At 65.8% G+C, this 12,672-nt stretch carries 12 protein-coding genes and 3 pseudogenes; 8 read left to right on the top strand and 7 right to left on the bottom strand.

What is annotated here, in order from left to right; all coding sequences use genetic code 11:
• Positions 1-54: 54 nt before the first annotated feature.
• Positions 55-537, top strand: coding sequence for a VOC family protein (locus ACV7NQ_RS14180; protein ID WP_463360078.1), 483 nt, complete (start codon positions 55-57; stop codon positions 535-537).
• A 212-nt stretch (positions 538-749) separates the two neighbouring features.
• Here ACV7NQ_RS14180 and ACV7NQ_RS14185 read toward each other — a convergent pair whose 3' ends face one another.
• Positions 750-941: a hypothetical protein gene (locus ACV7NQ_RS14185; protein ID WP_463360079.1), complete on the bottom strand. Its 192-nt coding sequence runs from the start codon at positions 939-941 to the stop codon at positions 750-752.
• 225 nt (positions 942-1,166) lie between these two features.
• On the opposite strand from ACV7NQ_RS14185, the gene thiC reads away from it, so the two are divergent.
• Positions 1,167-2,792, top strand: a complete 1,626-nt coding sequence (thiC, locus tag ACV7NQ_RS14190; protein WP_463360080.1) for a phosphomethylpyrimidine synthase ThiC — start codon at positions 1,167-1,169, stop codon at positions 2,790-2,792.
• Positions 2,793-2,956: 164 nt separating this feature from the next.
• A complete protein-coding gene (locus ACV7NQ_RS14195; protein ID WP_463360081.1) occupies positions 2,957-3,916 on the top strand; it encodes an NAD-dependent epimerase/dehydratase family protein in 960 nt (319 codons plus the stop codon).
• 190 nt (positions 3,917-4,106) lie between these two features.
• Here the strand turns inward: ACV7NQ_RS14195 and ACV7NQ_RS14200 are convergent, their stop codons facing one another.
• Positions 4,107-4,664 carry a TetR family transcriptional regulator gene (locus ACV7NQ_RS14200; RefSeq protein ID WP_463360082.1) on the bottom strand — a complete coding sequence of 186 codons (558 nt, stop codon included), beginning with the start codon at positions 4,662-4,664 and terminating at the stop codon, positions 4,107-4,109.
• 39 nt (positions 4,665-4,703) lie between these two features.
• Here ACV7NQ_RS14200 and ACV7NQ_RS14205 point away from each other — a divergent pair, with 39 nt between their 5' ends.
• On the top strand, positions 4,704-5,960 hold the full coding sequence (locus tag ACV7NQ_RS14205; RefSeq protein WP_463360083.1) for a KasA/KasB family beta-ketoacyl-ACP synthase: 1,257 nt from the start codon (positions 4,704-4,706) through the stop codon (positions 5,958-5,960).
• Positions 5,961-5,975: 15 nt separating this feature from the next.
• On the opposite strand, the pseudogene ACV7NQ_RS14210 reads toward ACV7NQ_RS14205, so the two are convergent.
• The 3 genes and pseudogenes from ACV7NQ_RS14210 to ACV7NQ_RS14220 all read right to left on the bottom strand — a co-directional run.
• Positions 5,976-6,125, bottom strand: a pseudogene (locus ACV7NQ_RS14210) (IS982 family transposase); the annotation flags it as partial.
• 20 nt (positions 6,126-6,145) lie between these two features.
• A complete protein-coding gene (locus ACV7NQ_RS14215) occupies positions 6,146-7,375 on the bottom strand; it encodes an IS110 family RNA-guided transposase (protein WP_463365662.1) in 1,230 nt (409 codons plus the stop codon).
• 216 nt (positions 7,376-7,591) lie between these two features.
• Positions 7,592-8,319: pseudogene (locus ACV7NQ_RS14220) on the bottom strand (IS982 family transposase); the annotation flags it as partial.
• Between the two features lie 296 nt (positions 8,320-8,615).
• Between ACV7NQ_RS14220 and ACV7NQ_RS14225 the strand changes: the two are divergent.
• Positions 8,616-9,104 carry a hypothetical protein gene (locus ACV7NQ_RS14225; RefSeq protein WP_463360084.1) on the top strand — a complete coding sequence of 163 codons (489 nt, stop codon included), beginning with the start codon at positions 8,616-8,618 and terminating at the stop codon, positions 9,102-9,104.
• 217 nt (positions 9,105-9,321) lie between these two features.
• The gene (locus ACV7NQ_RS14230) at positions 9,322-9,597 is read left to right on the top strand and encodes an acyl-CoA thioesterase domain-containing protein (RefSeq protein WP_463360085.1); all 276 of its coding nucleotides are present in this window, start codon (positions 9,322-9,324) and stop codon (positions 9,595-9,597) included.
• On the opposite strand, the gene ACV7NQ_RS14235 is transcribed toward ACV7NQ_RS14230, so the two are convergent.
• A complete protein-coding gene (locus ACV7NQ_RS14235; protein WP_463360086.1) occupies positions 9,591-10,238 on the bottom strand; it encodes a TetR/AcrR family transcriptional regulator in 648 nt (215 codons plus the stop codon). The two genes, ACV7NQ_RS14230 and ACV7NQ_RS14235, sit on opposite strands and share 7 nt — an antisense overlap.
• An 87-nt stretch (positions 10,239-10,325) precedes the next feature.
• Between ACV7NQ_RS14235 and ACV7NQ_RS14240 the strand changes: the two genes are divergently transcribed.
• Positions 10,326-11,462: an epoxide hydrolase family protein gene (locus ACV7NQ_RS14240; protein WP_463360087.1), complete on the top strand. Its 1,137-nt coding sequence runs from the start codon at positions 10,326-10,328 to the stop codon at positions 11,460-11,462.
• Between the two features lie 132 nt (positions 11,463-11,594).
• On the opposite strand, the pseudogene ACV7NQ_RS14245 reads toward ACV7NQ_RS14240, so the two are convergent.
• A pseudogene (locus tag ACV7NQ_RS14245) lies at positions 11,595-11,749 on the bottom strand (GTP-binding protein); the annotation flags it as partial.
• 63 nt (positions 11,750-11,812) lie between these two features.
• On the opposite strand from ACV7NQ_RS14245, the gene thiD reads away from it, so the two are divergent.
• On the top strand, positions 11,813-12,658 hold the full coding sequence (thiD, locus tag ACV7NQ_RS14250; RefSeq protein WP_463360088.1) for a bifunctional hydroxymethylpyrimidine kinase/phosphomethylpyrimidine kinase: 846 nt from the start codon (positions 11,813-11,815) through the stop codon (positions 12,656-12,658).
• Positions 12,659-12,672: the final 14 nt, after the last annotated feature.

Consider the following 12,672-nt stretch of genomic DNA (forward strand, 5'->3'; position numbering starts at 1 on the left):
ATTCCGGGCAGTCTGCACTGGTGCAGGCATAAACACCCGATCGGAAGGACCACCATGCAGAAGATCGTTACGAACCTCTGGTACGACACCCAAGCTGAAGAGGCGGCCGAATTCTACTGTTCGCTGTTCGAGGACTCGAAGATCATCAACGTCGTGCCCTACGGCGAGGCAGGTCCGCGGGAGGCCGGGACCACCATGCTCGTCGACTTCGAGCTCAACGGCCAGAAGTTCACCGCCATCAACGGTGGCGGCGATTATCACTACACCCATGCCATGTCGCTACTGGTCAATTGCGATAGCCAGGAAGAGGTCGACCGATTGTGGTTGGCGTTGACCGCCGACGGCGGTCAAGAAATCGAATGTGGTTGGCTCAACGACAAATACGGCGTGCCGTGGCAGATCTGGCCCGCGGAGGCCGATCAGCTGTTGAGCGGCGACGACCGCGAAGCCGTGAACCGTGCGGTGACCGCCATGCTCGGTATGAAGAAGATCGACGTGGCGGCGATGCGCGACGCCTACGACGGCACGACCGCCTGATCGCGACCTCGGCTGGAGTGGGCGGCGCCCGATTGCGCAGAGGGTGCCGCCGCTGCCCGTTGCTCCGACGCTCGATCACGGACCGAGAAACAGCTGCTCACACGGTAGGCGAGGGTAGGCCGTCGATGTATTGATGGCTCCGCCCGGTGAGTGGGAAGCCTTCACCACAGGCGTGATGGAGGGCGAGTTCGGCCGCCCGTGAGTCGATGCGCTCAGCCGATTCGCCAGGCGCCCACTTCGCGGTAGGCGGAGTTGTAGATGGCTGAGCCGTCGCCGTCGGTTAGTTCGTAGTGCTTCACGGCTCCGGCCCAGTAGCGCAGGATGCGGGCGAGTTCGTCGGCGCGGGCGGCGTTGTCCACGCCATCCGGCAGGGTTTCCAGATCCACTTCCAGGGTGAATTTCACGTCGTGAATCTACCGGTCGCGGACCGGCCGTCAGCTGCACCGACTTGGAGGTTCGTCCGATCATCGGGCGGTTGGAGTGTGCGGGTATGGTCGTCCGGGAAGATTTCATACCACCGACGGGGGCTCGCACCAGCGGGCTGAGAGGACAGCTAGCCATTCGTGGCGTCAGGGCTGTCGACCGTATGAACCTGACCGGGTAATGCCGGCGTAGGGAGGAAGACCATCATGGGCACAACCGTCGATTCCGTCACCACGGGTCCTATCGAGGGCAGCACCAAGCACTATCAAGAGGTCGATGACCTGCGCATTCCGGTGCGTCGGGTCAATCTGACAAATGGCGAGCATTTCGACGTCTACGACACCTCGGGCCCGTACACCGATGATGCCGCGACCATAGACGTCGAGTCCGGTCTGCCGAAACTGCGCGACGGCTGGACCAAGCCGGAGGTCGACGGGCCACCGACCCAGCTCTCCTGGGCGCGGCAGGGCATCATCACCCCCGAGATGCGCTTCATCGCGGCCCGCGAGGGCGTGACACCGGACCTGGTGCGTGACGAGGTGGCGGCGGGCCGCGCGGTGATCCCCGCCAACCACAAGCACCCCGAACTCGAGCCGACCATCATCGGCAAGAAGTTCCTGGTGAAGATCAACGCGAATATCGGCAACTCGGCCGTATCCTCTTCCATCGCAGAGGAAGTCGAGAAGATGGTGTGGGCCACCCGCTGGGGCGCGGACACCATCATGGATCTGTCCACCGGCAAGAACATTCACGAGACCCGCGAGTGGATCCTGCGCAACTCCCCCGTCCCGGTCGGCACCGTGCCGATCTACCAGGCGCTGGAAAAGGTGAACGGCGATCCGACCGCGCTCACCTGGGAGATCTACCGCGACACCGTGATCGAGCAGTGTGAGCAGGGTGTCGACTACATGACCGTGCACGCAGGCGTGCTGCTGCGATACGTGCCGCTGACCGCCAAACGGGTCACCGGAATCGTCTCGCGCGGCGGTTCCATCATGGCGGCGTGGTGTCTGGCGCATCACCGGGAATCGTTCCTGTACACCAACTTTGCCGAACTCTGCGAGATCCTGGCGAAGTACGACGTGACCTTCTCCCTCGGTGACGGCCTGCGTCCCGGCTCCATCGCCGACGCCAACGACGAGGCGCAGTTCGCCGAGCTGCGCACCCTCGGCGAACTGACGAAGATCGCGAAATCCCATGGCGTGCAGGTGATGATCGAAGGCCCCGGCCACGTGCCGATGCACAAGATCGTGGAAAACGTGCGGCTCGAAGAGGAACTGTGCGAGGAAGCGCCGTTCTACACCCTCGGCCCGCTCGCCACTGATATCGCGCCCGCCTACGACCACATCACCTCGGCCATCGGCGCCGCGATCATCGCCCAAGCGGGCACCGCCATGCTCTGCTACGTCACCCCCAAGGAGCACCTGGGCCTGCCCAACCGCGACGACGTCAAGGTCGGCGTGATCACCTACAAGATCGCCGCCCACGCTGCCGACCTCGCCAAGGGCCACCCGCACGCCCAGGACCGCGACAACGAATTGTCCAAGGCCCGTTTCGAATTCCGCTGGCGCGACCAATTCGCACTCTCACTGGATCCGGACACGGCCCGCGAGTACCACGACGAAACCATGCCCGCCGAGCCCGCCAAGACCGCCCACTTCTGCTCCATGTGCGGCCCGAAGTTCTGCTCGATGCGCATCTCGGCCGATGTTCGGGAATACGCTGCGCGCCAAGGGCTTTCGGAGACCGAAGCACTGGAGGCAGGCATGGCCGAGAAGTCGGCCGAGTTCGCCGACCACGGCAACGCGGTGTACCTGCCTGTCGTCTCCTAGGAAACAGCAGGCGGCCTGATCGGCGCATGCGATTGCAGCGGCGTGCTCCCACCCCAGTCGCGGTCGGGAGCACGTCGCTGACCCGAGATAGGGCGACTCTCAGCCACATCCGGATTCACAAGTCCGTGGAAACTTAAGCTCCAAAACGAGCTGTGCGAGTGGGGATGGCGGTGCGAGCACTCGTCACAGGTACCAACGGCTATCTGGGTGGCGCGGTCGTCGAGGCGTTGCGCCGCTGCGGATACGACGTCGTCGGACTTGTCCACAACAACCGTTCGCAGGTTCCGACCGGCCTGCCGGCGCGCACCGCCGATCTCCTCGACCCGAGCTCGTTGCGCGCGGCTGTGCAGGACATCGATGTGGTGTGCCATCTCGCCGGTATCACACGGGTGCGGGAGTCTTTGGTGAATCCGTTGCGCTACTTCGATGTCAACACCGGAGGAACAGTCGCGTTGCTGCGGGCCATGGAATCGGCGGGGGTCCGCGCAATGGTTTTCGCCTCCACCGCCTCGATTTACGGGACCCCTGACCGGCAGCCGATGGCAGAAGATCTGCGCGAGGACCCTCCCCACCCATATGCCGCGAGTAAGCAGGCCGCCGAGTTGGCCATCGAATCGCAGGCTCGCGCAGGCAAACTCGCCGCAGTGGTGCTGCGCCTGTTCAATATTGCGGGCGGGCACGATCTGGACAGCAGCCGTATCCTCCCCCGCGCCCTCTCGGCCGTCGCCGGTGACAGCCCCGCACTGGCCGTAAACGGCGATGGCAGCGCGGTCCGCGACTATGTGCATATCGCCGATGCCGCAGGCGCTTTCGCTGCCGCAATCGCCCGAATGCCCGATCCGGGTGTTTGCCTGCGCTACAACATCGGCAGCGGCGTGGGCACGAGCGTCAAGGAATTGATCGACGCCATCACGCGCGTGACGGGACGCGACGTTCCGGTCGAGCACCGCGCCGCGGTCCCGGAGCCGCCTCGATTGGTCAGCGACAGCACCCTGGCGCACCGCGAACTGGGTTGGACTGCAACCAATTCCGATATCGAATCCATCATCCGCAGCGCTTGGTCGGCATCAACGTGCGGGTTGCGCTGCAGGCCATCGCGGTCGCGGGACTGTGCACCGCCATAGCGCTCGCATAACTTGATACACCGCTGCGATCACGCAACCGTGTGAGCCGCACACCCGACATCAGGTGTGCGGCTCACACGGTTTCGTGCTGCTGCGCGACCCGCCCGCTCGACGAGCGCTGGGCGTCAACGACAGACCAGCTCGGATTCCACGCGCCATCCGCACCGGGACGGATCGAGATCGACGACCGCTAGCGCACGGTCTGCTCGATCAGTCGGCAGGCGGCGCGGTTGGTGCGTTCGACGTCGCCGGTGATCAGGCGATCCTGGATCACCCCGCGCAATCCCGAGATCAGCAGTGTCGCAACCACTTCCGGATCATCGATCGATTCGATGCGGCGCATGGCGTCGGCGAGCGCGGCGACGAAGGTCGCGATCGCCGTATTCGCGTACGTGGCGTACGGGCTGTGCGGCGCGCACGCGGCGCCCAAGACCTGCAGTAGAACTCGCACGCTGGTGGCGCCGGCGCCCGACAGGCTCGAGGTGAAGAAGTCGCCCACTCGCTGCCGCAACGCGGCCGCGTCGCAGACGTCCGCGAACAGCGCCGCGATATCCGGGCGCTGAGTGGTGAGCGCCTGCACGAGCATCTCTTCCTTGGTCTCGAAGTAGTAGATCAACATGCGCGAGCTGGTGCCGAGTTCGGCGGCGAGCGGACGCAACGACAGGTCCGCGAGACCGTGATCGGCGATGTATTGCACGATGCTGGCCAGGAGTTCGGCGCGTTTGACGTGGTCGAGTGGGCGGGCCATGGGTTGACTGTAGCGAGTGGTACAGGTATTCATGACACCGTGACTGTAACAATCGCTTCAGAAACTTCCGGTGCCGCACGCGACGCTGTCGTGGTCACCGCCTATGCCGCGACCACCTCGCTCGCCGACGATATAGACGCGACCTGGTCCGAACTGCTACTCGGACACACCGGCATCGGGATCCTCGAGGACGATTTCGTCACCGAGTACGACCTGCCGGTGCGGATCGGCGGCAAGCTGAAGTCGCAACCCAGTGCGCAGTTGACGCGGATCGAGCAGCGACGGTTGTCCTATGTCGAGCAGATGGCGCTGGTACTGGGCCGCCAGGTCTGGCGCAATGCGGGCGAGCCCGCGGTCGACAAGCAACGACTGGCCGTCGCGATCGGCACCGGCCTCGGCGGCGGCGATGCGCTGATCAATGCCGTCGACGCGATGCGCGAGGGCGGCTACCGGAAGGTGTCACCGATGTCGGTGCCGATGGTGATGCCGAATGGACCCGCCGCAACCGTCGGCCTCGAAATCGGTGCGCAGGCAGGCATTTTCGCGCCGGTGTCGGCGTGTTCGTCCGGCTCCGAGGCGATCGCGCACGCCTGGCGACTGATCACCACCGGTGAGGCCGACGTGGTCGTCGCGGGCGGGGTGGAGGGCCACATTCACGCGGTGCCGATCGCGAGTTTCGCGATGATGCGCGCGATGAGCACGCGCAATGACGAACCGGAGCGGGCGTCACGGCCGTTCGATCGGGACCGCGACGGCTTCGTCTTCGGCGAGGCGGGCGCACTGATGGTGCTCGAATCCGAGCGGCATGCCAGGGCCCGCGGCGCGCAGATCCACGGCCGGGTACTCGGCGCGGGAATCACCTCCGACGCCTACCACATCGTGGCGTCGGATCCGGGAGGCATCGGCGCCGCGCGGGCCATGCGCAAGGCGATAAGCACTGCTGGACTACAGGTTTCGGATATTCAGCACGTCAACGCCCATGCCACCTCGACGTCCATCGGCGATGCTTCGGAGGCCAATGCGATCGCGGCCGTGGTGCCGGAAGCCTCGGTCTACGCGCCGAAATCCGCACTGGGACATTCGATCGGAGCCGTCGGCGCGCTCGAATCGATCCTGACCCTGCTGACCTTGCGCGACCAGATCGTCCCGCCCACACTGAATCTCGACCATCGGGATCTGGACATCGATCTCGACATTGTCGCGGGCGCGCCCCGCGAGCAACGGATCGACTACGCGCTCAACAACTCGTTCGGTTTCGGCGGCCACAATGTGGCCCTTGCCTTCGGCCGGGCCTAGGACGAGTAAGTCCAGGTCGTAGGCGATCAGGGACCGGGTGACCGGAGCTCCGGTGAGGTCGTGCCAGATCGCGGCCGCCATAGCGAGGACGCGTTGGGCGACGCGGATGGCGACGCCCGCGTAGCTGCGTCCGCCGTGGTCTTCGAGGTCGAGCTGGCCTTTGAGACATCCCAGGGCTTAGCTTGTCAAGCTGCGGCTTGTTGATCTTGGGTGTGGTGTGTCCAGGCGGTGGTCTCGTTGTAGAGGGTTCCGGATTTGAGGCAGCCGTGGAGGATGCCCACGAGCCGGTTGGCGACCTGACGCAGGGCGGCACGGTGGGCTAGGCCGCGGGCGCGTTGCTTGTCGTAGTAGGCGCGGGCTCCCGGCGATACGTTGAGCGCACTGAATGCTTGGGCCATCAGCGCGTCGACGAGCCGGTCCTGGTGCACGAACCGGGCCGCGACGACCTTCATTTTCCCCGAGGCGCGGGTGATGGGGCTGGTCGCGGCATAGTTCTTGCGGGCCTTGGCGCTGGCGTAGCGGGTGGGGTCGTCCCCGAACTCGGCGAGCACCCGGGCGCCGAGGATCTTGCCCAGTCCTGGCTGGGACAAGATGATCTCAGCGGCCGGGTGCCGGCCAAAATGGGCCTCGACCTCCCCTTGCAGGACTTTCACCTGCTCGTCGAGGGTGGCCAGGACCGCGACCGCGGCGCGGGTCCCTGCCGCGTAGGCCGCCGCGATGACCTGGTTGCGGCCCAGCTGCTCGCTGCGCAGGATTGCCTGGATACGGGCGGCTCTAGCGTCGAGGTCGCCGCGGCGGCCGGCCCGCTTCAGCGCGGCCCGGATCTGGTTGAGCGACAACCGCGCCGCGGCGGCCGGGTCGGGTGCCTTGCCGAGCAGCTCCAGGGCGTCGGGAGCGTCGAGGTCGTCGAACGCTTCCAAAGCGGCGGGGAAGTACTCCCGCAACGCGTACCGTAACCGCTGCGTGTGGCGGGTGCGTTCCCAGATCAACGTTTTATGTGCTCGCGCAACAACTTTCACCGCTTCTGCGGCGGGACTGTCCCCGGCGACCGGACGCAACTGGTGCGCGTCGGTACGGACCATGTCGGCAAGGGTATGCGCGTCGGCGGCATCGCTCTTCGCACCCGAAACGCTGCGGCGTTCCCGGAACCGGGCCGCCTGCAACGGGTTCACCGCGTACAACGTGTAGCCGGCCGCGATCAACGCCGCGACCCACGGGCCACGATCGGTTTCGATCCCGATCCGTACCCGCGCGGCATCGGCGTCGTCGCCGAGGTGTTCACCGATCATGGCGTGCAGCCGGGTGATCCCGGCGATCCCTTCCGGTAATCGAGCCTTGGCCAGCCGTTTCCCGGCCTCATCCATCAGCTCGACATCGTGGTGGTCCTCGGCCCAGTCATCACCGACCAGCAGCACAGCTGTTCCCTCTTCATCGTTGTCGGACACCAAATCCGGCAGCGTGCGGGAGAACGTCGGCGACCTAATGAATCGGTGCTCACGCCGTCATGCGGCAGGCACGACATCCCATCAGCGATCCATTTCTCCCGGCCGACCGGCAGGGGCACGATCTCAAAGCAGGACTCGAAGTCCGGGGCCAATCAGTGCTCACCTACCAGCCGCTACCAGTAGCGAGTCTGCCCGATCGACCGACCCGCTACATCTCATTAGGGTGTCGTTGACCGACTCGATCAGTTGCCGGACCTTCTTGAGCAGTGGTTCGCCGTAGCGCGCCTTCTCCCGCTTGCGGGAGGGCCGCAGCAGCGTGATCTCGTAGTCGGCCAACAAGTTTTCGAAGTCCTTGCTGGCGAAACCTTTGTCGGAGATCAGCAGGATGCTCTCGTGCTCGGCCACGACCCCCGCTTCGACCTCCAACATCGCGGCCAGTACCTCGCGCTCGCCCAGCTTGGGGTCGGCCAAAAGCCCACAAGATCGGCATCCCAGACGGGGTGCACACCAGATACAGGCGTAGCCCCCAGAAGAACCGGGAGTGGCTGGCGCAGTAGCCGTATCCGGTCCATCCAGCCAGGTCGGAGGCTTTGACCGTGGGTCGCGACATCCCGCACGGCACCGGGGTGGAGTCCACGATCCAGCAGTCGTCCAGCCAGAAGTCGCTCGATTTCGCCAGCATTCGGATGACCCGCTTGACCAGGCCGAGTGCCGCGCGCAGCCGCTTGTTGTAGCCGGACTGCTGCGGCAAATAGGATTCCGTTCAGGTGCTTGCGGGCGTAGCGCAGCCAGTGGGCCTCGGAGGTGAACCCGAGCAGCGACTGGGCCACCGCGACACACACCAGCTCGGAGTCGGTCAGCACCGGCGGCCTGCCCGTCCATCGCGGTCCTCCCAACTCGTCGTCGATCTTCACCTACAGTGCGGCGAGAAGGGTCTCGATGTCGTTCGTCACACAACGGTCAACGAGGCCCTTCCCCTATGCGCGCCAAGGATGGTTGTGCCAGCGAATTCCGACGTCGCTTATCGGCGGAATCTGACGTCGTACGAGGTGGGTGAGGGGTGAAGATGACGGTGAAAAATGACGTCATCGAGCGTGCCTGAGGCGACGGCGGAGATCGGCGGCGCACAGCAGCCCCACGTGGGACAGTTCGCTAAAGGGCTCGTCGACGAAATTGTGCTGCCTTCGCAGAGGCGATCGGTCAGCATGGCATGGTGCCAGACCTGCTGTGGAACGACGTCAAGAACTTCTTCGACCCGTACCTGATGGGCGGCTTGCCGGATGTGTGGGTGTTGGGCGCCTCGGTCGAGGACTGGCAGGCGGTGTTCGACCTGGTCCGATCGAGTGGCTGGGAGTGGGAGTACCGGGAAGGCGACCTTGTGTGCGCGCTGCCATCTGCCGCGGAGGTTCTGTCGCGCCCCGCTGACGCGGAGACGGTCCACCTGTGTGTCTGGCCTGTTCCAGGGGTACGGATGATTTTCCGACCGTGGTCGGACTCGGTGATCTATTTCGACGTCAACCTTTACGAACTACAAGGACAGGTGGGGGTCGACATCCTGTGCGGATTCCTGTCCGCGATAGGCCGCCGGCTGGGCAAGCCGGTGTCCATGACCAACGAAGGCGGTGACGGCATGCACCCTGTGCTCGGGTTCGACGTCGCAGCGGACCGCGTCGTGTTGCTGGCAGATCCAGAGTTGTGATGATCTTTTCGGCACAGAGATCCGGGCGAGGCATGCTCTTCCGCGAATCGCAACCAAGGTAGCGACGTCAAGATTCGTCGATACGAACATCTTCGGTCGGGCACCGACGCCAACATCGACCGGTCAGTGACGTCGCAGATGGTCGATAGAACCACCAAGGACTTCGGACTTACTCGTCTAGACCGGCCGCCCGCATCGCCGGAGTAGCGTCGCAAACGTGGCCGACGCCTTCTACCTCCCGGATCCGGCGGACCCGAATCGGTTCGTCTCGACCGAACTCACCCGCGGCCCCTGGTCCCCGGACGCGCAGCATGCCGGTCCACCGTCCGCGCTGCTCGGCCATGCCATCGAGCGCTGCGCGCCGCGGGCGGGTTTCCAGCTCGGCCGGGTCGCGGTGGAAAACCTCGGCCCGATCCCGCTGCAACCACTGACCGTCGAAACGCGCGTCGCGCGGCCCGGTCGCAGCGTCGGTGTTTGCGTGATCGGTCACTGACGTGGCTGCCAGCGCCAGGCGAATTCGCCCGGCTGGGGTGGCGGGCCCGGCAGATCGCCATTTACCGTCAGGCCGTCGATGAGCAGCGCCAGCATGCGGCGGCGCAGTTGGGCGGTGCGTTGCGGGTCGGGGGTTGTGATGGCGGCGCACGCTTCCAGGATCAGGCCGACGTCCTGTGTCTTGACCTCGGAACGCAGCCGACCGGAGGCGTGGGCGCGGCGGATCAGCTCCTCGTTCACCTCCGCCGAGTGCGTGACCTCGGGCAGGATCGTCTCGTCCGGAGTGAAGGTGCCCGCCAGATGCACCGTCAGCGAGTGCACATCGGCGTCGACCACCCGCTCCAGGAATCCGACGAACGCGCGCCACCCGTCCGAATCCTCCAGTGCGGCATCGGCTTCCGCGTTGTAGCGGCGTAAGCCCTCGTAGCAGAGGGTACGCAGCAGCACTTCCTTGCTCTGGTAGCGGCGGTACAGCGCGCTGATCCCGACTCCCGCGCGCTCGGCGACGGCGGCAATGGGGGCGTTGGGATCGGCAAGGAACACCGCGCGGGCGGCCTCCAGGATGAGGCCGTCGTTGCGAGCGGCCTGGGCCTTGCGGCCGGGCAGCGCCTTGGGAGCTGGAGCATCGGATGTCTTCGACATGACTTCAGATTAACACTTGAAACGGAATGATCCGTTCTGATACTGTTCGAACAGAACGAAGCATTCCGTTTCATAAGGGAGAAGCTCATGACTGCCATCCGCCCCTTCAGCATCGACGTCCCGCAGGCCCAGCTCGACGACCTGGCCAGCCGGCTGCGCCGGGCGATCTGGCCGAATGAGCTGGCCGGCGTCGCCGACGCCTACGGCGTGCCGAACGAGCGAGTGCGCGCCCTCGCCGAGTACTGGCTGGAGGATTTCGATTGGCGGGCGCTGGAGGCGAAGCTGAACTCCTACCCGCAGTTCGTCACCGAGATCGAGGGCGAGGACATCCACTTCCTGCACATCAAGTCCCCGCGCGCCGATGCCATGCCGGCGGTCCTCAGCCACGGCTGGCCGGGCTCGATCCTCGAATACCTGGACGTCATCGCGCCGCTGACCGAGCCCGAGTCGGCGGACACACCAGCCTTCCATCTGGTCATACCGTCTCTGCCCGGCTTCGGTTTCTCCGGACCGACCCGCAGCACCGGCTGGGGCCGCGACCGCACCGCCAAGGCGTGGGTGGAGCTGATGAGCCGGTTGGGTTACGAGCGCTATGGCGCCATCGGCAACGACGGCGGCTCGATGATCTCGCCCGAAATCGGCCGCATCGATCCGGACCATGTCGTGGGGGTCCATGTCACCCAGCTGTTTTCGTTCCCGACCGGTGATCCCTCCGAGTTTGAGGGCATGTCCGAGCAGGACATGGCCGGCCTGGCGCACCTGCAGTGGTTCCACGACAACAAGATGGCGTTCAACACCCTGCACAGCCAGCAGCCGCAGACCCTGGCCTTCGCGCTGAGCGATTCGCCGGTCGGCCTGCTCGGCTGGAACGCGCAGCTGTTCGGCGAGGGCCTGGACGCGGATTTCGTGATCGGCAATGTGGCCATCTACTGGCTGACCGGCACCGCGGGCTCCTCCATCCGGTTCTACTACGAGGACGCGCACGCCACGCAGCAGCCGACCGATCCGACCACGGCGCCGACCGCGCTGGCGATGTTCAAGGGCGATTTCCAGTCGATCCGCCGGTTCGCCGAGCGCGATCACAGCAATATCGTCAGCTGGAACTCCTACGACGTCAGCACCGGGCAGGGCGGCGCCAATGACGCGGCGGGGCACTATGCCGCACACGAGGCGACCGACGTGCTGGTCGGCGATATCCGGGAGTTCTTCGCCAAGCTGAGCTGAGCATCCCGATCGGCCCGGCCGCGATCCACGCCCCGACTTCGGGTGCGTGGGTCGCGGGCCATCATCCCATCCTTCGGCCTCGGCGGCCACCACCGGGTTGTAGCGGCCGGTGCCGAGCACCTCGGCCAGGTCGAATTCCACCTGATCCACCAGCAGGTCGGCGATGGTGCGCGCATCCCCTTCTCCCGCTTGCAGATTCCGTTCGGCTAGCGCCTGCCGCGCGCGACCTCGGTGAGGAACGTGGACGCGTCGACCACCGTCACCATGGTGTCCAGGCGCGCGATGGTCTTCATTTACGACAGCACACCGGCCCCCGACGAGCGGGGGAGGAAGGCCGTAGGGTCTGGGGTGTGAAATTGTTGCCACTGCCGACCGAGGGACAGACCCCGGTTCGGGTACTCACCATCGCCGGGACGGACTCCGGCGGCGGTGCCGGGATTCAGGCCGACTCGCGCACCATGGCGCTGTGCGGGGTACACGCGTGCGTCGCGGTGACGGCGGTGACCGTCCAGAACTCGGTGGGTGTCAGCGACTTCCATGAGATTCCGCCGCGGATCGTGGCCGATCAGGTGCGCTCGGTGGTCGGGGATATCGGGATCGGCGCGACCAAGACCGGCATGCTGGCCTCGACCGCCATCATCGAATCCGTCGCGGAGGTCTGCCGCGAGGTGGGCATCGGGCGCGATGGGACGATCCCGCTGGTGGTCGACCCGGTGGCGGCGTCCATGCACGGCGACCCGCTGCTGCATGAGGAGGCGCTGGATGCGGTGCGGCACACGCTCATTCCGCTCGCGACGGTGGTGACACCGAACCTCGACGAGGTCCGACTGATCACTGGTATCACCGTGACCGACGACGATTCCGCGCGCCGCGCCGCCGAAGCTCTGCACGCACTCGGGGCGCAGTGGGCGATCGTCAAGGGCGGACATCTGCGCGCCTCGGAATACAGCACCGACCTACTTTTCGACGGCGACCAGTTCCTGGAATACACCGCGCCCCGCATCAGCACTGGCAATGACCACGGCGGCGGCGACACCCTGGCCGCGGCCATCGCCTGCGCTCTCGCCAATGGCTACTCGGTCCCGGACGCGGTCGACTTCGCCAAGGAATGGACCTACCGCTGCCTCGCCGCGGCGTATGACCTCGGCGCGGGCCACGGCCCGGTCTCCCCCCTCTGGCGCTTGAACCACTCGTAGGACAGGAGCCCGCC

This window comes from Nocardia sp. Tas62D01, from assembly GCF_055232035.1.